At 58.4% G+C, this 25,096-nt stretch carries 18 protein-coding genes; 7 read left to right on the forward strand and 11 right to left on the reverse strand.

The genetic code is table 11. From position 1 onward, the window contains the following. Nucleotides 1-76 precede the first annotated feature (76 nt). On the forward strand, nt 77-1,012 hold the full coding sequence (locus ACP15L_RS08930; RefSeq protein ID WP_425083893.1) for a 2-hydroxyacid dehydrogenase: 936 nt from the start codon (nt 77-79) through the stop codon (nt 1,010-1,012). Nucleotides 1,013-1,018: 6 nt separating this feature from the next. Here ACP15L_RS08930 and ACP15L_RS08935 read toward each other — a convergent pair whose 3' ends face one another. Beyond that, nucleotides 1,019-1,369 carry a hypothetical protein gene (locus ACP15L_RS08935; protein ID WP_425083894.1) on the reverse strand — a complete coding sequence of 117 codons (351 nt, stop codon included), beginning with the start codon at nt 1,367-1,369 and terminating at the stop codon, nt 1,019-1,021. A gap of 210 nt (nt 1,370-1,579) precedes the next feature. On the opposite strand from ACP15L_RS08935, the gene ACP15L_RS08940 reads away from it, so the two are divergent. From ACP15L_RS08940 to ACP15L_RS08955, 4 genes are all read left to right on the forward strand, one after another. Next, a complete protein-coding gene (locus tag ACP15L_RS08940) occupies nt 1,580-1,903 on the forward strand; it encodes a hypothetical protein (protein ID WP_170377748.1) in 324 nt (107 codons plus the stop codon). A gap of 54 nt (nt 1,904-1,957) precedes the next feature. After that, nucleotides 1,958-2,944 carry a type I glyceraldehyde-3-phosphate dehydrogenase gene (locus tag ACP15L_RS08945; protein WP_425083895.1) on the forward strand — a complete coding sequence of 329 codons (987 nt, stop codon included), beginning with the start codon at nt 1,958-1,960 and terminating at the stop codon, nt 2,942-2,944. A 253-nt stretch (nt 2,945-3,197) separates the two neighbouring features. Beyond that, on the forward strand, nt 3,198-5,003 hold the full coding sequence (locus ACP15L_RS08950; protein WP_425083896.1) for an autotransporter assembly complex protein TamA: 1,806 nt from the start codon (nt 3,198-3,200) through the stop codon (nt 5,001-5,003). Then, nucleotides 5,000-9,079: a translocation/assembly module TamB domain-containing protein gene (locus tag ACP15L_RS08955; protein WP_425083897.1), complete on the forward strand. Its 4,080-nt coding sequence runs from the start codon at nt 5,000-5,002 to the stop codon at nt 9,077-9,079. The genes ACP15L_RS08950 and ACP15L_RS08955 overlap by 4 nt, the downstream gene beginning before the upstream one ends. Here ACP15L_RS08955 and ACP15L_RS08960 read toward each other — a convergent pair. The 9 genes from ACP15L_RS08960 to ACP15L_RS09000 form a co-directional block, all read right to left on the reverse strand. Continuing rightward, nucleotides 9,076-9,621, reverse strand: a complete 546-nt coding sequence (locus ACP15L_RS08960) for a thioesterase family protein (RefSeq protein WP_425083898.1) — start codon at nt 9,619-9,621, stop codon at nt 9,076-9,078. The two genes, ACP15L_RS08955 and ACP15L_RS08960, sit on opposite strands and share 4 nt — an antisense overlap. After that, nucleotides 9,618-10,403 carry a cyclase family protein gene (locus tag ACP15L_RS08965; RefSeq protein WP_425083899.1) on the reverse strand — a complete coding sequence of 262 codons (786 nt, stop codon included), beginning with the start codon at nt 10,401-10,403 and terminating at the stop codon, nt 9,618-9,620. The genes ACP15L_RS08960 and ACP15L_RS08965 overlap by 4 nt, the downstream gene beginning before the upstream one ends. Nucleotides 10,404-10,514: 111 nt before the next feature. Next, entirely contained in the window at nt 10,515-13,301 is a 2,787-nt protein-coding gene (gene fdhF, locus ACP15L_RS08970; RefSeq protein WP_425083900.1) for a formate dehydrogenase subunit alpha, read from the reverse strand. Between the two features lie 14 nt (nt 13,302-13,315). Beyond that, the gene (locus tag ACP15L_RS08975; RefSeq protein WP_170665783.1) at nt 13,316-15,019 is read right to left on the reverse strand and encodes an NAD(P)H-dependent oxidoreductase subunit E; all 1,704 of its coding nucleotides are present in this window, start codon (nt 15,017-15,019) and stop codon (nt 13,316-13,318) included. A gap of 85 nt (nt 15,020-15,104) precedes the next feature. Then, a complete protein-coding gene (locus ACP15L_RS08980; RefSeq protein WP_425083901.1) occupies nt 15,105-15,986 on the reverse strand; it encodes a LysR family transcriptional regulator in 882 nt (293 codons plus the stop codon). Nucleotides 15,987-16,441: 455 nt separating this feature from the next. Next, entirely contained in the window at nt 16,442-17,221 is a 780-nt protein-coding gene (locus ACP15L_RS08985; protein WP_425083902.1) for an IclR family transcriptional regulator, read from the reverse strand. A gap of 11 nt (nt 17,222-17,232) precedes the next feature. Continuing rightward, nucleotides 17,233-18,591 (reverse strand): TRAP transporter large permease, encoded by a 1,359-nt coding sequence (locus tag ACP15L_RS08990; RefSeq protein ID WP_170380872.1) that lies wholly within the window; start codon nt 18,589-18,591, stop codon nt 17,233-17,235. Continuing rightward, nucleotides 18,591-19,256 carry a TRAP transporter small permease subunit gene (locus ACP15L_RS08995; protein WP_170555588.1) on the reverse strand — a complete coding sequence of 222 codons (666 nt, stop codon included), beginning with the start codon at nt 19,254-19,256 and terminating at the stop codon, nt 18,591-18,593. Before ACP15L_RS08995 ends, ACP15L_RS08990 begins: the two co-directional genes overlap by 1 nt. A 69-nt stretch (nt 19,257-19,325) precedes the next feature. After that, the gene (locus ACP15L_RS09000) at nt 19,326-20,564 is read right to left on the reverse strand and encodes a TRAP transporter substrate-binding protein (protein ID WP_170380876.1); all 1,239 of its coding nucleotides are present in this window, start codon (nt 20,562-20,564) and stop codon (nt 19,326-19,328) included. 108 nt (nt 20,565-20,672) lie between these two features. Here ACP15L_RS09000 and ACP15L_RS09005 point away from each other — a divergent pair, with 108 nt between their 5' ends. Both ACP15L_RS09005 and ACP15L_RS09010 read left to right on the forward strand, forming a co-directional pair. Beyond that, nucleotides 20,673-22,268, forward strand: coding sequence for a GMC family oxidoreductase N-terminal domain-containing protein (locus tag ACP15L_RS09005; RefSeq protein ID WP_170639269.1), 1,596 nt, complete (start codon nt 20,673-20,675; stop codon nt 22,266-22,268). A gap of 496 nt (nt 22,269-22,764) precedes the next feature. Beyond that, complete coding sequence (locus tag ACP15L_RS09010) at nt 22,765-23,706, forward strand: hypothetical protein (RefSeq protein WP_425083903.1); 942 nt, start codon at nt 22,765-22,767, stop codon at nt 23,704-23,706. Between the two features lie 188 nt (nt 23,707-23,894). Here the strand turns inward: ACP15L_RS09010 and ychF are convergent, their stop codons facing one another. Next, nucleotides 23,895-24,992 (reverse strand): redox-regulated ATPase YchF, encoded by a 1,098-nt coding sequence (ychF, locus tag ACP15L_RS09015; protein WP_425083904.1) that lies wholly within the window; start codon nt 24,990-24,992, stop codon nt 23,895-23,897. Nucleotides 24,993-25,096: the final 104 nt, after the last annotated feature.

A 25,096-nucleotide genomic window follows, 5' to 3' on the forward strand; every position in this document is an offset into this window, starting at 1 on the left:
TGGCTTAGCTGCCCGGACCCTGTCCAGTTCCGTGACGGAACGTCACCTCCATCTATTTCCAATACATGAGGCACCCATGGCACTTTTGATCGAAACCGGCCTGTCCAACTGGATCAGCGATGCGGATTTGGCCAAAGAGGTCCTGCACCAGTCGCCCGACGCTGATGTCCGCACCCCAGACACGATCGGGAATCCGACTGAAATTACCATGGTGGCGGTCAGCACGCTGCAGGATGCGCATATTGAGCGCCTGCCCAACCTCAAACTGGTGCAGAAACTGGGCGCTGGCGTGGAAACCATCGTAGGCAACCCCAAATTGCCCGATCATATCCGTGTCACACGCCTGAGGCCGGACGCCCCAGCGCAAGAAATCGCCGAGTGGTTTCTGGCCCATGTCCTCCGCGCCCAGCGCCATTTGGGAGACTACGAAGCCGCCCAGCGCAAGTCTGAATGGTCGCCAAAAGCGCCGCGCATCACGTCAGACACGAAGGTCGGTGTACTGGGTCTTGGCACTATCGGCACGCGCACTGCCCTCATGCTGAAGGGCCTTGGCTTTCAGGTCATGGGTTGGAGCCGGTCACCCAAGCAAATCGACGGCGTGACCTGCTTGCACGGTCAGGATGCCCTGCCTGAACTGCTTGGTCAGTGCGACTACGTCTGCGCCATCCTACCCTCGACCCCGCAAACCGTTGGGCTGTTTGGTGCCGACATATTGGCAGCGATGAAGCCCGGCAGCCATCTGCTGAACGCAGGGCGCGGCGATCTGATCGACGAGACCGCATTGATCGCTGCATTGGACGCGGGCACGCCCGGCCATGCCGTTCTGGATGTAACCTCTCAGGAGCCTCTGCCGAAGGACAGCCCCCTTTGGCAACATCCCGGCGTGACAATCACGCCGCATGTCTCGGGCTGGCATCTGGGGGACGCGCTTGCAGACGTGGCCAGGAATTTTGAGCGGCTATCCTCGGGCCAGCCGCTGCTGCACGAAATCGATCGAGGCAGAGGCTATTGAAGCGAATCAGGGCGTCAGCAACCAGTTCCCACTGGCGTCCTTGCACCGTCGCGTTCGAATCTGCCGGTTCTGCTCTTCTCCGCCGGGTTCAACCGAATGCTGCAACGAGACACAATTCCCCTGTACCGCGGCGATACGCACGGTGCCTTTCGAACCAGTTGCATCATTGGTCCATGCACGCTCTTGCCCAACGGACGGAGCGCCGCTGGTCAATAACGCGGTCGAGGCGGCGCTGAGCACTTCGAAATCCTGCGGGCTGAGGCCCATTTCCGCAATAATTCGTGACAGAGGTTTAGCCTGAACCGCCCCAACCGTCAGAACTACAGCTGCCAAAACCAAAGAAATCCGGGCTTTCATCTGTGCCTCACATGACTGAAATCAATTTGTCCTCAAGGATATACCCCAGCGCGGGCCGGGCCAAGCCCCGAGCGGTTGCACCTTCAGAAAATCCAAATTGAGCGCTTGAAACGCGCAAAGGTTCTGCGAATTTGACCCGAAAGGGTTCACAGCAGCGCCTAAATCTGGTGAAATCAGGGAAATTCTCATTTGAATGTAGGAGTTTGCATTATGACCCTGCGCCTGCCCCTTCTGGCCCTCGCCGCGGCTGCCACTTTGACCGTCGCGCCAAGCGCCCCTGCCATCGCCAAGGAAGAGACCAAGTCCGTCGTGGTTCTCAGCCGCACATGGGCGGTGACCCAAGTCGCCGAAGAGCCGGTGATCTACCGCGCCACGCGGGACAACAACAACCTCAACCCGTTTGGCCCACCACCGCGCCTGCGGACCCTGCAGGCCATTGCTGCAATTCAGCAGGCCACCGGCTGCAGGCCCATCGTGGCCAGCATGTATCAGAACATCTCGGGCCAGTTTTTCTCGCAGGTTAGCTGCAACTGAAATTGGTACAATACTTTCATTGAGGTCGCCTGAGACGCCTGCCATAGCTTGCGCATGAAACTCGCGATCAATGGATTCGGCCGAATTGGCCGCACGATCCTGCGGCAGGTTCTGGCCATGCCGCAAGGATCGGATATTGAGTTGGTGCTGATCAACGACATCGCACCGCTGGCAACCTGTGCTTACCTGTTCAAATACGACAGCACCTTCGGCCCCTATGCCGGGGACGTCTCCGAGGGAAACAGCGCACTGGTCGTGGATGGGCAGGCCATCCCCATGACCCACAGCTCGGATCTTGCAAATATCGACCTGTCTGGCGTGGATGTCCTGCTGGACTGCACCGGCATCGCGCGGACATCCGACGTGGCACGACGCGGATTGGCCGCCGGGGCGGGCAAAGTGCTGATCTCCGGCCCCTCTCCCGCCGCCGAGGTGACCGTGGTCCTTGGCGCCAATGAGGATCAATTGGGCGGCGCTCATGTCGTCTCGAACGCGTCCTGCACCACCAACGGGCTGGCGCCTCTGGTCCGGGTTCTGGATGACATCGGCGGGATCACCACGGGCCACATGACGACGATCCACTGCTATACTAACAGCCAACCGATGGTGGATGCCCCGCGCGGTGACCTTGCCCGCTCGCGCGCAGGTGCGCTGTCGATGGTCCCAACCACGTCAAGCGCGATTCACTTGATCGATGTCGTACTACCGCATTTGGCCGGGCGCATCTCAGGCGCGGCGGTACGGGTGCCAACGGCCAGTGTTTCGGCCATCGATCTGATTGTCACACTGGACCGCAGCCTTGACGCAGAGACCTTCGACGAGGCTCTGCGCGATCGCATCGACGCGTCGCCTGTTCTGGGATGGACCGATATGCCGTTGGTCTCCTCCGATCTGCGCGCCCGTCCCGAGTCGCTGGTCATCGCTGGACCAGAGACCCGCATGGTCGGCGCGAACCAGGTCCGCGTCTTTGGCTGGTACGACAATGAATGGGGTTTCTCCGCACGTATGCTGGACGTCGCCTGCCTGATGACCGCCGCCTGACCCGTCGCAACCGCAGCGCGCCCCGCGCGCTGCCTGGCCCAACCGGGTTGGGTGCATCTACGATGCGACCAAACCGGGCGGGAGCCGCCCCAAGCCGTCGACCCCGACGCAACACAACTGCGGACCTTATTCACTAGCCACACATCAAAAGCCTTTTCCTGAACGGCCTCAAATGCTCTAACATGAATTTAATCGACCGCGATCCGACAGCGCGGTCGAATAGTATTCGAGTTGAGGCAGTTGGAGCCATTTGATGCAGGGCAGCAGACCGCAACGCCGTCTGACGGGTTGGCTTTTGGCCGCAATGACAGCTTTGGCCCCAACCGGCCTGATGGCTCTTGAAACCAGTCTTGTCGCACCAGGGGCCTCAAAAGAGTTAAGAGAACGCATTGAAGAGACTTCATCCGTTACGACCGCCGACTCCCGTGGTCTGGACACCCCTTTGGAAATCCTCTCAGCGGCCCTGTCCGATTATCGCACCATTGTTCAGATTCTGTACGACGAGGGCTATTTCAGCCCCGTGGTCAGCATCAAACTCGACGGCAAAGAAGCGGCAGACCTCAGCACCCTGAGCGTTCCAGCGCAAATCAATCGCGCCGCGATCACCGTCGAAACTGGCCCAAGCTTCCGGTTCGGCAAAGCGATCGTACAGCCCGTCGCCCCGGACACGGTACTGCCGGAAGAGTTCGCGCCGGGCAAACTGGCCACTACAGGGGCAATCCAACAGGCAACCTCGGCCGGTGTGCAGGGCTGGAGAGACGCTGGTCACGCAAAGGCCGAACTTGCGAACCAAACCATTATCGCCCGCCATGCGCAGGCGCAGCTGGACGCACAGATTGATCTGGACCCGGGGCGTCGCCTGACTTTCGGCAGAATGTTCATCAAGGGCGACACTGACGTCAAACACCGTTCAATCGAAGATATCGCGGGCTTCCCAAGTGGCGAGGTCTACTCTCCGGCCAAAATCCAGAAAGTCGGCACGCGCCTGCGCCGGACCGGTACCTTCAGCGTTGTCTCGATCACAGAGCGCGAGACCCCCAACCCCGATGGCACGCTGGACTTCGATGCAACCTTCGAAGACCTGCCCAAACGCCGCCTGACCTTTGGGGTCGAGCTGGCCTCTCGCGATGGGTTGGATGTGACGGCGACCTGGACCCACCGAAACGTCTTTCGCCGAGCCGAGCGGCTACGATTTGAAGCCGCGCTGCGCAATATCGGCGGGGCCGAGGATTTGGACGGGCGGATCGGTTTAAGACTGGACCAACCCGACCGACTAGGACCCGACGACAACACGTTCTGGAACGCTCTGCTGGAACGACGCAACACGGAAAACTACAACGTCACCGTCGCCTCATTGGCCTATGGTGCGCGGCGCACGTTTTCGGACAGGCTCTATGCCGAAGCGTCTGTCGGTTTTCAGTGGTCGGATGCCGATGACGCCTACGGAGATGGGCGAAAATTCCGATACTTCATAATCCCCTTTCGGTCAGAATGGGACGAGCGCGATAGCAAGATCAGTGCGACACGCGGGTTTTACCTGGACGCGCAGGCCACTCCCTTCGCCGGGCTCTCCGGAACCGAAAGTGGCATTCGCCTCTTCGGAGACGGACGGGCCTACACCAGTCTGGGTACTGGCGGAAAACTGGTCTTGGCCGGGCGCGTTCAAATCGGGTCAGTCATCGGCCCGTCAGCGGATGGGGTAACGCCGGACTTCCTGTTCTTCTCGGGCGGCGCAGGAACCGTACGCGGGCAACCGTTTGAAAGCCTCGGTATTCCGGTGGGAACCGGCATCGCAGGCGGCAAATCGTTTCTGGGCTTTTCCGGCGAGGTACGCGGCAAAATCACCGAAAGCCTGTCGCTGGTCGGGTTCTACGACTACGGTACCGTGGATACATCTTCGTTCATTGGCAGCGATGCAGAGAATCACGCCGGTGCCGGTCTGGGTGTGCGTTATGATCTTGGCGGGTTCGGACCACTACGCTTTGATCTGGCCTACCCGGTTCAGGGCGACACCGGCAACGGGCTGCAATTCTATATCGGGATTGGACAGGCATTTTGAAACGCTACCTCGCATATCCGCTGCTGATCGGCACGCTGATCTGTGTGCCCCCAGCCCTGCACGCCCAAGAGGACGAAGGCGGCAGCATGATCGAGCGGTTCCTACAGGATACTCTGTCGGGTGATGACCAGAACGTCACCGTCAAAGGCCTGCAAGGTGCGCTGAGCTCCCGTGCCACCATTGCCGAGATCACGGTGGCCGATGATGACGGCGTCTGGCTGACCATCAAGGATGCCGAGCTTGACTGGAACCGTCTGGCGCTGATCCGGGGGCGGTTCTCGGTCAACGCGTTGACCGCACAGGAAATCGACATCGCCCGTGCCCCTGGCACCACGACCGAGGAGGCCCCGCCCCCTTCGGCCGAGACCACACCGTTCCAGCTGCCCGAACTGCCCGTTGCCATCGAAATCGGAGAGCTTCGGATTGATGAACTAGCCTTGGGCGAGCCCTTGATCGGTGTTGCCGCTGACCTGAACGTCACCGGCAACCTGTCGCTGGCCGATGGAACATTGGATACCAGCCTCGACATCACCCGCCTTGACCGCGCCGGAGACGAAATCACCCTCAAAGCCGGCTTCCAGAACACCAGTAGCCAGATTGACCTGGACCTGAGCGTTGTCGAAGCCTCCGGCGGCCTCATCTCAACCGCGCTGAAAATCCCCGACAGCCCTCCCATTGGTTTGACGGCCAAAGGCTCTGGCCCAGTTACAGACTTCACCGCAGATATCAGTCTGAGCAGTGACAACCAGCCGCGTGTGTCGGGTCAGGTGCGTCTGCGTGCCGCCGAAAGCGGTGCAGCGGATGGGATCGCGTTCACCGCCGATCTGGGCGGTGACCTGACGCCCTTTGTCGCCAGCGATATGGATGTGTTCTTTGGCTCCGACACGCGCCTCTTTGTCGATGGCCAGACCCAGCCGGAAGGCGCGCTGAACATCAGTGATCTGGAATTTACGTCTCAGGCGCTGAAACTGGAAGGCCAGTTAGAGCTAGCCTCGGGCGGCACCTTGCAACTGGCCGCTCTGCAGGGCCGCATCACCCCACCTGAGGGCGACAAGGTGGTCCTGCCCGTCTCGGGCGGAGGGACGTCGATCGAAGCCGCGCAAATCTCGGCCCTGTTCGACCAGAAGAACGGCAATCTGTGGGACCTGAGCCTGACAGCCAATGGGTTGACCACAGACCAGATCAGCCTGCGGCGCGCGCAAATTGCGGCTCAGGGGAGCTTGGAACAGGGGGATGCCCTCAGCGTGGATGGTGACCTGCAAGCCGCGCTTGACGGCTTAGATCTGTCCGACCCCGCCCTGAACACCGCGATAGGCGACAGAATCACGCTGGACGGCGTGTTCGAATATGGCAGCGACCAAACGCTGAACCTATCCGGGTTTGAGTTGATCGGGGCGGACTACACACTTGATCTCGACGCGCTGATCAGCGGGCTGACCAGCGGCCTGAACATCGACGGTTCGGCGAGGCTCAACGCCTCCGACCTTTCGCGGTTCTCGGATCTGGCCAAGCTTGACCTCGGCGGAGAGGTCTCGGCCACCGTCGAAGGCAGCGGGTCGCCACTAGAGCGCAGTTTTGACGGGAAAGTCACCGTCAAAGGCAGCGATCTTTCCACGGGTCGAGACGACATCGATCCGGTGATCACGGGCGAGACCACGATCACGCTGGATGTAAAACGCGGCTCGGACGGTGTGACAATCCGGGACTTCACATTGATCGCAGATGCCGCCCGGGCTCAGGCTGCAGGAACCGTGACCACGCCCGATGGGAACCTGTCCATTGACGGGCAAGCTACGGTCAGCGCCCGAGATTTGTCGGTTTTCTCAGGCCTCGCCAAGCGTGATCTGGGCGGTTCGGTACAGGCCAGTCTGGACGGCAAGGGCACAGTCCAAACGCTGGAGTTTGACGGCACGGCCAGTGTGACCGCGCGGGATATTAAGACCGGGATGGATGATCTGGATCCGCTTCTGGCCGGGCAGACCTCAATCGAATTCGACGGAGCCTTGTCGCAAGAGCAGATCGAGATTCGTCAGGCCACGATCAACGGGCGCGCTCTGACGGCTGAAGTCGCTGCGACGATCACCGACCCCACTAGCGATCTGGCCGTCGACGGGCAGGCCAAGGCGAACGTGCCCGACCTATCGCTGTTCTCAGGCCTTGCAGGGCGTGATCTGGCCGGGTCTGTGAAGGCCGATATGCAGGGCAAAGGCGCTATGGGCAGCAAGCTGTTCGATGTGCAGGGCACGGTCGAGGCCAATGACATCCGCACTGGGATCGACCAGTTGGACGCGCTGGTTTCGGGTCGCACGACTCTGAACGTGGATGCCGAAAACACTGACGCCGGTATGAACATCCGCACGTTCCGGCTAAACGGGACGGCGCTGACGGCAAATGCCTCGGGCCAGCTTGATCGCGAAGCAGGCGGGCTGAACTTTTCGGCGATGCTGGATGACCTCAGCCGCCTTTCCACTACGTTGTCCGGTCCTTTGAAACTGGATGGCAATGTCGCGCCTACTCAGTCGGGGCTCGAAGGCACCGCGCGCCTGCAAGGGCCTGACAGCTCGTATGTAAACGTTGTCGGAACGGTTGAGACGGATGGCTCGGCAGATCTGGACTACGAGGCCAAGTTCAACCGGATCGAACGCTTTGTGCCGGACTTCCCCGGCACAGTGACGGCCGAAGGCACTGCGAAACGCGACAATGGAGTCTGGACGATTTCCTCAAACGCGACAGGGCCCGCGGATCTCAGCACCGAGCTGTCCGGAACGTTCGATGAGGGTACGGGTCTGGCAGATGTAACCGCCCAAGGTGGGATCAATCTGGGTATCGCCAATGCATTCATCACGCCCAACAAGATCGAAGGCTCAGCCCGATACAATCTGGCGCTCAAGGGTCAACCCGAGCTGGAGGCACTGTCGGGTACAATCACAACCTCGGGCACGTCCTTTGCGATCCCGACTGCAGGTCAAACTATCACAGGGATTGGCGGGTCGGTCGATCTGACCCAAGGCCGTGCCACGATATCGATGAACGGGGCCATGCGTGCTGGAGGAGGATTCACTGTCAGCGGACCCGTCGACCTGACCCCGCCATTCAATGCTCAGATCACAACGACGTTGAACAACCTCGTGCTTACCGACCAGTTGCTCTACGAGACCACGCTGAACGGTCAAATCGTGCTGGCGGGCGCTCTGACAGGCAATAGCAGCCTCGCGGGGCAGATCACATTTGGCGAAACCAACATCAACCTCGCCGCTGCATCGGGCGCCGTCGGCGCAGCTCCGATCCCCGAAATACAGCATATCAACGAAAGCCGCCTGGGCTATGTCACTCGCGAACGGGCGCAACTGATCCCCAAGGAAGAGCAAAGCAAAAGCAACTCGCGCATTGCGCTGGATATTAGCCTGCTGGCCCCAAAAGCCGTCTTTGTAAGGGGGCGCGGCGTGAATGCGGAACTGGGCGGGAACATCTCAATCGGCGGCACAACGACATCGGTTGTCCCTTCGGGTCAGATCGAACTGCTGCGCGGCAACCTGGACATTCTGGGGCGCAGGCTAACCCTGACCAAAGGGATCGTCACGCTGCAAGGGGACCTGACGCCCTATATCGAGTTCGAATCTTCGAGCAGCACTTCTGACGGAACCGCCACGATCGAGATCGCCGGGCCTCTGGATTCGCCCGAAGTCAATGTTTTCTCAGATCCCGAACGCCCGACCGAAGAGGCGCTGGCCATGCTGTTGTTTGGCAACAGGTTCTCGGAACTCTCACCGTTTGTCATCGCACAGATGGCGGCCTCTCTGGCACAACTTAGCGGGGCCGGCGGCGATGCGACCAAGGGCCTGCGGGACTCGACCGGTGTTGACACGGTGGATATCGGTGCGACCGAAGGCGGCGCGGGTCGCTTTGGAGCAGGAGCATATCTTGGGGACAATCTTTACACGGACTTCACCGTCAACACAGACGGCGATACCGAGGTGAACCTGAACCTGGACGTCACGGACAGCTTCACTGTCCGGGGCACTGTTGATGGGCGCGGAGAAACCGGGATCGGGCTGTTTTTCGAGCGCGACTACTAACCAGACTCCTTTCGGCGAATACCAATCGGTTGGCCGATTTCCGGTGCCAGAGGAAGCGCCTTGTGATCGGAGACCATCCGCGCCAGCCGCCTGACCGCCCAATCCGGATAAGGCGCAGACCGCCCCGTCTCGTGGCTGACATTCATGAACAGCACCTCTTGCGTGGCACACACCTTTTCATCCGGCATTGAGACCATCTGCCCGAAATAGTGCCCTCGTTTCTGATCTGCATCCAACAGCCGAAACCGAAAGTGGATCGTCATGTCCGGAGTGACCTCACGCAGGAACTGCATATGCGACTGCAGCACATAAGGCCCCTGCCCCATCGCGGCGACCTGTGGCTCACCAAGACCCAGATGATCGACCAGCAGACGTTCAAAGGCCATGTCGAACGCCACGCCATAGTAGCCGACATTCATATGCCCGTTGTAGTCGATCCAGTCCGGCTGCAAGGCAAAGCCGTGGATTTCAACCGGTGCATCATACGGGCCATCATGGCCGCCAAGGGGTTGTGTATCTTGCGACATGTTGGTGATTTTCACTCCTCGGGGTCCTCAAAGATCGCGACGGCGCGGATGAACCCGGCTGACGCTCCTTTGATCTTGAAGGGAAAACAAGATATCTCAAACCCCGTTGCGGGCAGTGTTTCGAGATTGGTTAGCTTCTCCATGTGGCAATAGCCTATCTCCATCGAGGCGCGGTGCCCCTCCCAGATGATCGAGGCATCTTTGGTTTCCGCATATTCCTGTGCGGTCAACGGGAAGGGCGCGTCCCAACTCCAGGCATCCGTGCCTGTGACGCGCACGCCGCGTTCTGTCAGATATAGGGTTGCTTCGCGCCCCATACCGCAGCCCTTCATCAGATAGTCGGGCTGGCCATATTGCGTCCCGGCAGAGGTGTTGACGACCACGATATCCAACGGTTTCAGCGTATGCCCGATCCGTTTCAGCTCGGCCTCGACATCCGCTGCTGTGACCACATAACCATCCTCGAAATCGCGAAAATCCAGTTTAACGCCGGGATTCATGCACCACTCCAGCGGCACCTCATCAATGGTGATCGCCCGTTCACCTTTATTCATTGTCGAATGATGGTGATATGGCGCGTCCAGATGGGTCCCATTATGGGTCGCGATTTGTAACCGTTCGATGGCCCAACCCTCTCCGCCCGGCAGGTCATCCTTTTGCAGGCCGGGAAAGAAGGACATGACCTGCTCGGCCGTTTGATCATGGGTCATGTACTCGATCTCAGGCAGCATGATCGGCGGGTCTGACACGATCCCGGTTTCCAGCGGAACGGACAAATCGACGAAACGGCGGGGCATCGGCAACTCCATCATGAATGACGGTGACAGGGTTGGCCGCGTGTAAGCCGCTGTCAAGACGCGAAAAAGGCGACCCAATGGGCCGCCTTTTCCGAGCGTCTGGAATGGAGTTTACTCTGCCGCGATGGCGTCTTCGATCTTTTCGACCCGGATTGCCGAGAACTTGAACTCGGGGATCTTGCCATAGGGGTCGATGGCCGAGTTGGTCAGGATATTCGCCGCCGCCTCGACATAGGCAAACGGGATGAACACCATATCTTCGGCAATCGCACGGTCAGCACGAACCATTATCTCGATCGAGCCACGACGCGTGGTCAGGCGGATCATCTCGCCCGGTTCAATCCCCATCAGTTTCAGCGTCCGCGGGTTCATCGAGCAGTTTGCCTCTGGCTCAACCGCGTCCAAAACCTTGGCGCGACGAGTCATCGACCCAGTGTGCCAATGTTCCAGCTGACGGCCAGTGGTGGCGATCATCGGGTATTCGTCATCCGGGGCCTCATCCGGCGGGATGACGCTGGCCGGAGTGAACCGGGCCTTGCCGTCCGCGCGTGGGAAACCGTCACCGAACACGATCGCCTGCCCCGGGTCTGTCTCGGACAGGGACGGATAGGTGATGGTCTCGGTCTCCAGACGCTCCCACGTGATGTTGTTGAGCGAGTTCATCGTCAACTTCATCTCGTTGAACACCTGAGACACGTCGGTGTAGTCCCAGTTCAGTCCAATCCGCTGCCCAAGTTCGACGGTGATCTTCCAATCCTCACGCGCCTCACCCGGAGGGGTCACGGCCGGACGCACACGCTGCACCTGACGGTTGGTATTCGACACGGTGCCGTTCTTCTCATAGAGCGCCGAGGCAGGCAGGATGATATCGGCATAGTTCGCCGTTTCGGTCAGGAAGATATCCTGCACGATCATCAGCTCCAACTTGGCCAGAGCATCGCGCGCGTGACCAACATCGGGGTCGGACATGGCCGGGTTTTCGCCCTGGATATACATCCCCTTGATGTTGCCCGCATATGCCTGATCAATGATCTCGGTGACCGTCAGGCCCTTCTCGTTCGAGAAGTCACGTTCGTCATTCCACACACTGTTGAACTTGGCGCGGATGTCATCGTCCATGACCGACTGATAGTCCGGCAGGAACATCGGGATCAGACCGGCGTCCGAGGCCCCCTGCACGTTGTTCTGACCCCGCAGCGGGTGCAGACCAGCACCGGGTTTACCCACATTGCCGGTCATCAGCGCAAGACTGATCAGGCAACGAGAGTTGTCGGTCCCGTGGATGTGCTGGCTGACGCCCATACCCCAGAAGATCAGACCGGCCTTAGCCTGCGCAAAGGTGCGCGCGACGCGGCGCAACTGCTCGGGCTCAATACCGCAGATCGGCGACATCGCCTCGGGCGTGAACTGGCGCAGATGCTCTTTCTCTGCTTCCCAGTTCTCGGTCCAGCGGTGGATATACTGGCTGTCATAGAGCTCCTCTTCGACGATCACGTTCATGATCGCATTGAGCATCGAGACATCAGCCCCCGGACGGAACTGCAGCATTTCGTCGGCGAATTTGCGCATTCCGACGCCGCGCGGGTCCATCACGATCAGCTTGCCGCCGCGTTTGGCGAACTGCTTGAAGTAGGTCGCCGCGACGGGGTGGTTCTCGATCGGGTTCGAGCCGATGATGATCGCCACATCTGCGTTTTCGATCTCGTTGAAGGTCGCGGTCACAGCGCCCGAGCCCACGTTCTCGATCAGGGCCGCAACCGACGAGGCGTGGCATAGACGGGTGCAGTGGTCGACGTTGTTGTGACGGAAGCCCTGACGGATGAACTTCTGGAAGAGATACGCTTCTTCGTTAGTGCATTTGGCCGAGCCAAAGCCCGCAACGCTGCGCGGGTCTTCTTCGCGCAGGGCCATCAGCTTGGTGGCAGCCAGATCCATCGCCTCTTCCCAGGTCGCTTCGCGGAAATGGGTCGACAGGTTGCCCGGATCGACGTTCAGACCCTTGGCTGGTGCGTCCTCACGCCGGATCAGCGGCGTGGTCAGGCGGTGCGGGTGGTGGATATAGTCAAACCCGAAACGGCCTTTGACGCACAAACGGCCTTCGTTTGCGGGACCGTTGATGCCCTCGACATATTTGACCTTACCGTCCTTGACCTTCAGCGAGACTTTGCAGCCCACGCCGCAGAACGGGCAGACGCTTTCGGTCTCAGAGTCGTAGTCCTTGCTGTCACCCTTCTGCTGGTCGTCCAGCACGGTGGCGGGCATCAGCGCGCCGGTGGGGCAAGCCTGAACGCACTCACCACAAGCGACACATGTCGAATCGCCCATCGGGTCGTTCTGATCGAACACAACCTGAGCCGTATGACCCCGACCGGCCATGCCGATCACATCGTTCACCTGCACATCACGGCAGGCGCGGACGCAGAGGTTGCAGTTGATACACGCGTCCAGATTGACGCGCATCGCAACGTGGCTGTCATCCAGCAGCGGGATCTTTTCGGCCTCTTTCGCCGGAAAACGGCTCTCGCTGACATCGTTCAGCTTGGCCATGTCCCAGAAGTGGCTGGACGCGTCATGGGCTTCTTCCGGCTGATCGGCGACCAGCAGTTCCATGACCATGGCACGCGATTTTTCGGCCCGTTCACTGTCGGTTTTCACCACCATACCCTCGGCGATAGGGCGGATGCACGAGGCGACCAGTGTGCGCTCGCCTTCCACCTCAACCATACAGGCGCGGCAGTTGCCGTCGGGTTTATATCCCGGCTGCGGTTTGTGGCACAGGTGCGGGATGGTGAACCCCTGCCCCTTGGCGGCTTCCCAGATGGTCCAGCCCTCGGGCACGGTGACATCTTCGCCGTTCAGGTTGAAGGTGACGGTCTTGGTTGGGCTTGCGTCTAGCATGGCTCTGTCTCCCCTCAGATTTCGTCAGCGAAATGTTTCATGACAAGGCGGATCGGGTTCGGAGCCGCCTGCCCCAGACCGCAGATCGAGGCATCGCCCATGACCTGGCACAGATCTTCCAACAGATCGGTGTCCCACTTATCGGCCTGCATCAGCTTGACCGCCTTTTCGCAGCCAGCACGACAGGGCGTACACTGGCCGCAACTTTCGTCTTCGAAGAAGCGCAGCATGTTCAGCGCCGCGTCACGGGCGGTGTCCTGATCGGACAGAACCACCACGGCCGCCGAGCCGATGAAGGTGCCATGCGGTTGCAGCGTGTCGAAGTCCAACGGGATATCATCCATCGACGCAGGCAGCAGGCCCGAGGACGGACCGCCCGGCTGGTACGCTTTGAACGTCTGCCCTTCGACCATGCCACCGGCAGCTTCAATGACATCCAAAATGGTCGAGCCAGCGGGCAGGAGGTATACACCCGGCTTCGCAACACGACCCGAGATCGAGTAGCTGCGTAGGCCCTTGCGGCCATTCTTTTCGACCGAACTCAGGATTTGCGGCCCTTCGCGGCAGATTTTCGAGACCCAATACAGCGTCTCGACATTGTGCACCAAAGTTGGACGATTGAAGACCCCAACCTGCGCCACGAACGGAGGACGGTGACGCGGCAAGCCCTTTTTGCCCTCAATCGACTCGATCATCGCGGATTCTTCACCGCAGATGTAAGCACCAGCTCCCCGGCGCAGGTCGATGTAGCCTTCTTCGACAATCCCGGCCTGCTCCAACGCCGCAATCTCACGGCGCAGGATTTCCAAAACCGCAGGGTATTCGTCGCGCATGTAGATAAAGCAGGTCTCGGCCTCGACCGCCCATGCGGCGATCAGCATCCCTTCGAGGAAGACATGCGGCGTGCGCTCAAGATAGTAGCGATCTTTGAACGTGCCGGGCTCGCCCTCATCGCCATTCACAGCCAGATAGCGCGGACCTTCATTCATGCGAACAAAGCCCCATTTCTTGCCAGACGGGAAGCCAGCACCGCCCAGACCACGCAGGCCCGAGGACAGAACGTCTTCCTGCACCTTCTCCCAATCGCCACTGTCGCGCAGCTCTTTCAGCTTGGCGTAACCGCCTTCGGCCTCATAGGCCGCGAAGGTTTCGTAGTCAGGCAGATGCGCATGGGTGTCACCCGCTACAATTGCGGCCTGCACCTTTTCGGGGGTCGCGTGGTCGATGTGGTTGTGGCCGATCTCAAGCACCGGGGCGGTATCGCAGCGGCCCATGCAAGGCGCGCGAACAACACGAACCTCGGCGGGGTCCAGCCCATCTTCCAGCGCCTTCTGCAACTGCTGGGCACCTGCCATCTCGCAGGACAGAGAATCACAAACGCGGATCGTCAACGCCGGAGGAGGCGTCTCACCCTCTTTCACCACATCGAAATGGGCGTAGAAGGTCGCGGTCTCATAGATCTCGGCCTGACCGATGCGCATTTCAACCGCCAAGGCGGCGATGTGGTCGGCGCTGATATGGCCGTGCGCGTCCTGAATCAAATGCAGAAATTCGATCAGCAAATCGCGGCGACGGGGGCGATCCCCCAACAGGCGCGCAATCTCCGCCTGTGCCTCATCCGTGAACTGACGGCCTTTGGGCGTGTGCCGCCCTTTGCCTTTACCTGACTTCCAAACGCCCTTGGGTGCGCCTGATGGCTTGGTATCTAATGGTGCCATGATGCCCTCCGATTGAGGCTCCGTGTCTCATCAGAGGAGGATATCGTCAAATCGTCTTACACAATCGCACGATAACGACACCTTATCACCGCAAAGACGTCACAACCGCCCTCAGGGCCTCGACCGTTGGCAATTCCGGATCTCGGATCAGGGTCGCCAGGCAAATCGGTTTGCTGACCACGGGGTCAATCAAGGGCAGCACTTTGGTCCCCTTCAGATCGCCCAGAGATCGCAGCAGAACACGCGGAACCACAGTGGCCGCCAACCCCTCACGCGCCATCACCATCGAGGCGGTAAAGCCGCTGGTTTCGGCCACCACATCCGGGTGCAGCCCCTGATCCAGAAAGATCCGATCCAGAATACGCCGGTTCTGCATCTGCGGAACCAGCAGGCTGAGGGGGAAATCAGCGACCTTGGCCCAAGGGATCGGGCCGGTGTCCTCGACCATATGCGCAGGGGCCAGTAGGACATAGGTTTCCTCGTAAAGAGGCTGCACCTGCCGCAAATCGGTGCCGATACTGTCGCCGTAGGTCACGCCCGCATCCAGGCTGCCTTCGTCCAGCCGATGCTGAATGGCCGAGGCCGACATGGTCTCGATCCGGGTTACGATCCGCGGATGCGCTTTACGCAAATGTTTCGTCAGTCGTCCGGTAAAGGCGATGGCGGTCGGGATCACACCCAGCATCAACGTTCCGGTGATCTCACCCTTTGCGGCCTGCACCTGCTGCTCCAGCGCCTTGGCATCATCCAGAATGCGCCGCGCGCGCAGGACGATCATCTCACCCTCTTCGGTCAGACCCTGAAACCGGTTGGCACGCCGGACAATCGAGACACCCAGCCGGTCTTCAAGATTGCGGATGCGCATCGAGAAGGCAGGCTGGGAAATCCCGCATTCCTCAGCCGCTTTGGCAAAATGCCGATGCCGCGCGAGGGCACTGAGGAGTTGGAGGTCTCGGATTTCGATCATGGAAGGGTTTCTCGGACGGCAGGCTACAAACAATACTAGCGGGGTTTTCAATGCGCAGAAACGCGTAATACGACGGGAATCTCAGCGTAGCGCGACTATGCAAGGCAAAATACTAGCAGGCAAACTCCCCGAGATGGTACCTGAATGTCAGAGAAACGGACTTTGCCGACCTTCCCACTTTGTACTTGAACGACCGTTTTCGGATTTCGAGACCAACTCTTCGTCCTAGCCGTGCCAAGCAAATGGGAACGTGACACTGGCTATGACGGCTTGCCATCTGATTCGCGAGCGAGCATTCCCCGATGCACAGACATTCGCTTCCGATTCAACCAACCCTTCGCCGAGATCGCACGATCCCTTGGGAGAGCGTCAAACACGCTCGCAATTTCAGCCAGCTCAAAACGATCATTTTTTTCTGATTGGGCGAAAGCTCTGATCATGGTCACGAGCAGAATTCAGTTAGCTAGCATTTCCGAAAGCTCGCCTGCTCCTTTTTGCAGGATGTTCAGAAAGGACAGCAGGCTGTTGACGTCGTGGCGTTGGGTTGGGGCATGTACCGAAAGTGTGCCTACCAATCTACCTTGACCATCACGAATGGGCACAGCGATGGCCGTCATTCCGGCCATGAATTCCTCATCATCTGTCGCGTAACCGTTCTCGGCGATTCCCCGGATTTCCTCGCGTAGTGCATTAGGGTTCGTTAGAGTTTGTTTGGTCTGTGGTTGTAAATTGCCTGCAGATAGGAACCCATCCAACGTCTTCTGCCGCAGGGTAGACAGGTACATCTTGCCGCTAGCTGTGCAATGGAACGGCACCTGTGTACCGATTGGCAATTGGATGCGTAGCGGCCATTTCGTTTCAACCCGGTCGAGGTAGATCATCCCTTCGCGGTCCGGGATCGCCAAGTTACAAGTCTCACCAACGTTTTCGGCGACGCTGCGCAAGATTGCCAAACGCGCGGTGCGCAGGTGTTCTGAAGACATGGTATTGACCGAAAGCGACCGCAGCCTGTGCCCAGGACCAAATGAGCGGCCATCCAGATCCCGCTGCAGGAAACCTTCGGCCTCCGCGGTTTGCAGCAGACGGTGGATTGTGGGCTTGGCCAGCCCCAATGTCTCGATGAGGTCCGATGGTTTGACGGCGACCCCGCGCCGCGCCACCTCCTCGAGGATGAGAAGAAGGCGCAGGTTGGTCGGGATCTGAGTTTCTTTGTCTTGTGTTTCCGTCTCGGCCATCCCGCAACATTCTAGTTATTTGGCAGCAGGATCAAGGCCAGATCGGGCACAAGCGACACCAAGATCCATACCGACAGCAAAGCCACCAGATACGGCACCGTGTATCGCAAAAGCCGGAAATAGGGTACGCCGGTCACTCCTGATGCCACATAGAGGTTCAAACCGTAGGGCGGAGTGATGAACCCGATAGACGCGCCCACCAGGAAGATCACCGAGAAATGGATCGGATCTATCCCGACCGAGGCCGCGATTGGAGCAAGTATCGGCGCAAGGATGATCGTCACGGGCAAGCTTTCCAACACCATCCCCGAGAAGAAGACGATCACCATCGAGGTGAACAGAACCGCGTGGTAGCCGCCCATTGAGGTTACAAAATTTCCAATGGTTTCTTGCGCCCCCAGCAGCGAAAGGATTTGCTGCATCACCACTGAAATGGCGATTAGCGGTGCTAGGATGCCTGTGATCTGGGCTGATCGGATCACAATTGAGGGGATCTCGGGGATCGTAAAACCTTCGACCACGAACATCTCGGCGTAGCTTTTTTCGGTCGGTGGAATATCGTTCCGTGCGCCCATGATCCGGTTGATCGGATAGCTGACCAACCCGGCGATCACACAGAAGCCGACGGTCACACCCGCTGCTTCGGTTGGTGAGAATTTGCCGGTGTAGATGCCCCAAAGAACCAGCCCGATGGCGAAGAAACCCAGCCATGCGCCAAACGCGGTTTTCAGCACCCGGTTCAGTTGCAGCGGGATCAAGTGGCCCCAGCCGTTCATGCGACAGATGATCCAGCAGGCAAACTGCATACCAAAGACCATCAACGCACCGGGCAGAATGCCCGCGACAAACAGCTCCGAAATCGGCAGGTTCATCAGGAACCCATAGACGATGAAAATAATCGACGGCGGAATGATGATCCCCACCGTGCCCCCCGCCGCCGCAGTGGCCGCGCTGAACCGCTCATCGTAACCGCCCTTGACCATCTCCGGGTGCAGCATGGACCCAATGGTGGCCGTCGTGGCCGAGTTTGAGCCCGAGATAGCGGCGAACAAGCCACACGCCCCCAAAGAAGCCATTGCCAATCCGCCGCGTATCCAGCCCAGACAGGCATAGGCGAAGTCGCTGAGCCGCCTCGCGATGCCGGATTTGTTGATCAAGTCTCCTGTCAGGATGAACAGCGGCATCGCCAGCAAGGCGAAACCTTTGTTGAAGACATTCAGCAACTCGGCGCCCATATTGTCGAGCGTCAAGCCAAGGACAAACGAACAACCGATGACCCAGTAGCCGATGACCAGTAGAACCGGTACGCCCAGCATGAATAGAAAGGTGACCCCAAGCGAGATCAGTGTGACCATGGTTCCATCTGTCATTAGTCTGCTCCGATCACGGCCTGCTTGATGAGCGGCTCGCCAGTTTTCCAATTGTGCAGATCATCCGCGAGGTTTTGAAACACGCGCCCGACCATCAAGAAGAAAGACAGAGGAGCAGCAAGAAGGAACCACCACTGCATGACGTTGTCGGTACCCAGTACGATCTGGAAATTTGACGCAGACAGGGCGACCAGTCGGGTTGTTGTGACAATGACAATCACCGCGAAGATAAACCACAGAACCGCATCAAGAATCAGGCAAGTGAGTTGCCCTGCCCTCGGCATCGCTGTGCGGAATTCGCTGAAACTCAGATGCGTGCGAAGGCGCACATTGTAAGACGCCCCGAACCACGCCATGACCATAAATAGCAGGGGTGGAATGGTCGTTGACCATGGCTCTTGGTCGTTAAACACGAAGCGGTCGATCACACCCCAGAAGATGATCAGTGCAATCGCAAGATAGGAATAAACCATCACCGATCGTTCCAGATGGCGTTCTATGAAGGGCACCTTTCGATAGATCAGCATGACCAGAAGCCCGCCAAGTGCGGAGGCCACTGCACCCAGAACCCAAGCAGCGTCAGATTCCAGAGCGGATTGAATCTCGAACGAATCCTGGCTGAGAAAGGCGCTGAAGATCGCGCCTATGTCTGCCCATAACGACATGTACCCCGTCCTCCCAGTCGGTGTGTTTTTTTGAACCGGCCCGTTTGAGGGCCGGTTCACATCAGCTTATCAGGCTTGGCCCATCCACCAACGGCGCGGCTCGACATTTTCCGGCAAGGTGTCAGCCGGAATTTCACGCGCGATGTCGTAAATTTCCTGATAGGTATCGATGCCGCCTGCCCATTTATTCAGGCGTTCACGCCACTGCGCCCAAGGCTCAGGGTTGTAGTTCGGGGCGCACATCTCTTCGGCCAGTTTGATCTGATCGTCCGGCAGGAAGGCCGGGCGGACACCGTTTTCTGCAAAGATCGTGTTGGGAAGCTGCGGCTCCGAGAAGCCAACTGTGTTCAACAACGCAGCCTCATTCGCACCTTGGATCAACGCCTGAGTGAAGTAGGAAGACTCCATCACTGCGTCCTGCAACTCGCCTCCGAGGCTATCGAAGACCTTGGCCGACATCGAGGTATGCTCGGTGCCACAGAAGAACTTCAGGTTCACCGACTGCGAAACCACCGGCGCCATATTGGCGTAAGCCACAGCAGAGGCCCAAGTTTCAGCCCCGTCAATCAGGCCTGTTTTCAGAGCGTCCAGTGTCTCTTCCCAGGCCACCGGAACCGGGTTCAGGTTCAGCAACTGCATTGCAATGCGGCCCAACTGCGTGCCGGTAACGCGGTTCTTGGTGCCGAACAGCTCTTCCAGTTTGGTTACTGTGGGCTTGTCAGCAAAGGTCGAGCCCATTTGTAGGCCGCGCAGTTCGCAATGGGTAAACAGGAACTTCAGCCCATGTCGTTTCTCCAGGGGGTCGCGGAGAATGCGCTGGCTCGCAGGGCTGTAGAAGAAATGGTACTGCGCCGCGCGGCTTGGGAACATGTAAGCGTAGTCCAGCACGTTCAGATAAGGCGCGCCACCAGCCGAGTTCTGGGTCGAAGCAGCGTAGATATCGACGATTCCCTGCTGCGTTTTTTCAACACAGCTAAGTTGTCCGCAGATCTGATTGTCGCCGATGAACTCGATCCGAATCTCACCATCTGTGCGTTCTTCCAGATCGCGCGCGAATTCGATAGCCCCGGCGCGTTCGATCAGAAGGTTGCGAGTATTGAAGCCTGAAGCGCCAAACTTCAGCGTGTGCTTGGGCTCTTTTGAGAACCGTTTTTCGTACGTGGATTCAGCTGCTTGCGCCAGGTTGGCCAAGCTCATCGCTCCACCGAACCCACCTGCTGCCAGCAGAGTCGAACTCATACCGTAACGGCCCGCCACGCGGAAGAAATCCCGCCGCGAAATACCACTTAGTTTCTTACCGATCTCCATTGCTTACCTCCCTGATCGCAATTATTGAGACGTTTTGTATCAAAAAAGGCTAGTATATTTCTTGCATCTTGCATAGAGTTTTTTCGTCGGCGTGAGGAGGAGGCAGTCATGGAAGTGGATTATGCGGTTGTGGGCGCCGGGTCTTCGGGCTGCGTCATTGCCAACCGGCTGAGCGCTGATCCTAACACGACCGTTGCACTGCTAGAGGCAGGTGGCCGCGATACCAACCCATGGATTCACATCCCTGTTGGCTACTTCAAAACCATGCACAACCCATCGGTCGATTGGTGTTATCGCACCGAACCTGATCCTGGTCTGAATGGTCGATCCATCGACTGGCCACGCGGCAAGGTACTGGGCGGGTCGTCCTCATTGAACGGTTTGCTCTACGTGCGTGGACAGAAAGAGGACTATGATCGCTGGCGCCAAATGGGCAATGAGGGCTGGGGGTGGGACGATGTCCTGCCTCTATTCAAGCGCTGCGAAGACCAGGAGCGAGGTGAAGACGAGTTCCATGGCGTTGGTGGGCCCTTGTCCGTATCCAATATGCGTATTCAGCGTCCGATCTGTGACGCGTGGGTGGCCGCAGCGCAGGCGGCGGGCTATCCGTTCAACCCTGATTACAACGGCGCGGATCAAGAGGGGGTGGGGTATTTCCAACTGACCACCCGCAATGGCCGCCGGTGCAGCGCTGCCGTTGCCTACCTGAAACCTATCCGGGATCGACAAAACCTAAACATCATTACAAATGCACTCGTTACGCGCGTGGTTCTGGAGGGAAAAAAAGCAACCGGATTGGTGTACCGGGATCGCTCTGGCGCAGAAAAATCCCTGACCGTCCGGCGTGAAATCATTCTGTCCGGCGGAGCGATAAACTCGCCACAGATCCTAATGCTTTCAGGGATCGGAGACCCGGACCACCTGAAAGAAAACGGCATCGACCCCCTGCACGCCCTGCCAGGTGTTGGCAAAGGATTACAGGACCACTTGCAGGCCCGGCTCGTGTTCAAATGCAACGAACCGACACTGAATGATGAAGTCAGGAGCCTGTTCAATCAGGCGCGTATCGCCCTGAAATACGCGCTGTTCCGTGCAGGCCCTATGACCATGGCCGCCAGCCTTGCCACCGGGTTCATGAAAACCCGCGAGGATGTAGAAACACCCGATATCCAGTTTCACGTCCAGCCCTGGTCCGCCGACAGCCCTGGAGAGGGTGTTCATCCGTTCTCAGCCTTTACCATGTCGGTCTGCCAACTGCGCCCTGAAAGCCGGGGGGAGCTACGCTTGAACGGCCCGGATCCATCTAAATATGTCAAAATTTTACCGAACTATCTGTCCACTGAAACGGACTGCCGAACCATAGTTGACGGGGTGAACATCGCCCGCAGAATAGCCAAACATAATCCTTTGGCCTCAAAGGTTTCAGAGGAATTTCGGCCAACAGCTCAGCTGAGTTGTGAAGACTATGAGGGCACGTTGGACTGGGTAAGATCAAACACCGCATCCATTTATCATCCAACCGGAACTTGCGCGATGGGAAGCACCGAAACATCGGTCGTAGATGCAAAACTAAAAGTACATGGTATAGCTAACCTGCGTGTGGCCGACTGCTCGATCATGCCGGAAATCGTCAGTGGTAACACCAATGCGCCAGCCATCATGATCGGAGAAAAGGCTAGTGACTTGATACAGGCGGATGCGTGACACAAAAATGGAGGGAAAGGTGTTTAATCACTCAGTTTAGCTGTGTGCTCTTATCTCTGAAAAATAGAAAACCGACGTTGGGTCTCCAGTCAATTACCCTTGCGGCGTCGGCTTTTAGTTGGATTGAACTGGTCAACATGATCCGAAAAGGTAAATTCACGCCCAAAGACGTGCTGTTTCAGCAGTTCGCTTAGTTCGCAGGACAGTCGATCAGTTCAGCAACCTAGTTCAGTGGAACGAACCGGTCCTGCGCCCGGCTTGTTTTGAAAAACGGTAGCGCGGACGAAGCTGTCATTTTCAGGCCGTTCAGTTGTGTAGATACGGTCGACGCAATTGGCGATGGTTCTGCCCACTTGAAGTCCAAACGAGTATATTCTCACTACCCATTGAGCTTGCTTCGCTGCTCTTGCGGTTTCTTACCAGACTCTTCTTCATTGGACAGGAAGCTTACTGTAAGCATTGAATCCGCGACCCACAGCTTGCAAAGGTAACTTGTGTGATCAAAGACATTCCGAAGCGGACCGTCATCGCCGGCTTGCTAGGTGTGACGGCGGCAATCAGCGTCGGAGTTGTTTGGTTCATAATGTATGGACCGGGGTCTTGGACTGACAACATATCCAATCGCGACCTCATTGACACGACGCCAGATGCTGTCCTGCCTAGAGAAGCGAACGGACAATCCGCCAAACTCCTCTCGGCCTTCCACGGGCTTGACGCACTTCCACGCGTCTCAAATGTGATTTGCAGGGGGTCTGAGGGCAACACCGGAATGCCAGTGATCTTTTCTACTGAGATAGACATCGCGACTATGCAGGCCGGGGATTTTAAAGTCACAACTCGGTCAGGCGCGCCGGGGAAGATGCACTGCGCGTCCGTTCTCCCAGCTACAGACCCAGGTGAGTTGCGCACGGTTCTTTTGATAGGGCAATTGGGACCCGCCGAAACCGACCCACCGGTTAGGGTTGACGTTGTCGGGCATTTGCAGTCGATCGACGGCACGCTTGATTTTCAGGGAGCGAGTGCGTCGGTGATACCACTAGAAGACGGACCATCGATTGTTTTGGCCGAAGTTGTGGAGGACTGGACACTTGTCGGCACTTTGGGCCCGCGTCGCGTAAGGGGTAGCCTCTGCCCGACGGAAGGCGTCGTTCAGGCGATCCGTGTAACGTGGGAAGGGGGTGTGACGCTTAAGGATGGCAACGAACCAGGTGAGGCAGAACGCGATCTATATACGATCACCGTCGAGGCACCCGATGGGACCCGCAATGAAGTGAAGCCGCTCGCGCTAGCGAACCTAGGTGACGGGGACAACAATCATATGCTGTGCATGGACACGATAGATCGGCCCATCTCAGTGTCCTTTCCAGAAAGCGTCTTTACGGACCCGAACGATGATTTGAACCCAGCGACAAAGATTGACGTAACTCCGTATCGGTAAACATCCTGGCATGACCACTCCGTAGTCTTAGGGAATTTGGATACGTCGTCTCATGCTGGTGCGTTGTAAGGTACAATAGGTTTGAGCGATGGAAGCCGAACAGAAGGACCGCCTAGGGGTAAAAAGGCTGTTGGCTCAGGTGCTCGTTCAATGGCACCCAAGCATTCGAGCAGTGAAGGTGCTGATGCTCAAGTATTGAACAAAAAGTGCATCACATCGCCATCCTTGACGATGTAACCCTTGCCCTCTGCGCGCATCTTGCCTGCCTCTTTCGCACCCTGTTCGCCGTTGGCGGCGATGTAGTCGTCATAGGCGATGGTCTCGGCGCGGATGAAACCTTTCTCGAAGTCCCCATGGATGACGCCTGCGGCCTGCGGCGCTGAAGTGCCGGTGCGGATGGTCCAAGCGCGGGCCTCTTTCGGGCCGACGGTGAAATAGGTTTCCAACTTGAGCAGATCGTAACCGGCGCGGATCAGACGGTCGAGGCCGGGCTCTTCCAGACCCATCTCGCCCAAGAACATCTCGGCTTCGTCCTCTTCCAGCAGGCTGATCTCTTCTTCGATCTTGGCGCTGATGATGACGTGCGCGTTGCCTTGCGCGGCGGCCATTTCGGCTACCTTGGACGAGTATTCGTTGCCCTCGGCGGCTTCTTCCTCGGACACGTTGCAGACGTAAAGCACAGGCTTTGTCGTCAGAAGCTGTAGCATCTTCCAGGCCTTGGCATCTTCGTCCGAGACCTTAACCAAACGCGCGGGCTTGCCGTTTTCCAGCATCTCCTGCGCCTCAGCCAGCAGACGGTCCTGCTGCTGCGCCTCTTTGTCATTGCCTTTCAGCTTGCGCACCAGATTGGCGCGGCGCTTTTCGATGCTTTCCAGATCGGCCAGCATCAGCTCGGTCTCGATCGTGTCGGCATCGGCCACCGGGTCAACTCGGCCGTCTACGTGGGTCACGTCACCGTCTTCGAAACAGCGCAGCACATGGGCGATGGCGTCGGTCTCACGGATATTGGCCAGAAACTGGTTGCCCAGCCCCTCACCTTTCGAGGCCCCCTTCACCAGACCGGCGATATCCACAAAGGTCATCCGCGTCGGGATGATCTGCTTCGAGGCCGCAATCGCCGCCAGTTTGTCCAACCGGTCATCAGGCACAGCCACGTCGCCCACATTGGGTTCGATGGTGCAGAACGGGAAATTCGCGGCCTGAGCGGCTGCGGTTTTGGTCAGCGCGTTGAAGAGGGTTGACTTGCCCACATTCGGCAAACCCACGATTCCCATTTTAAAGCCCATGACGGTCTCCTGATGCTTTTCGCGGCTGCTTCTAGGCGGGTCAGTGTGAATTCGCAAGCCAATGTGGATGATCGGCGCCCTGCACCCTCACGCTGGTCTCACGT

Source organism: Ruegeria profundi, assembly GCF_049800715.1.
Taxonomy (GTDB): domain Bacteria; phylum Pseudomonadota; class Alphaproteobacteria; order Rhodobacterales; family Rhodobacteraceae; genus Ruegeria; species Ruegeria profundi_A.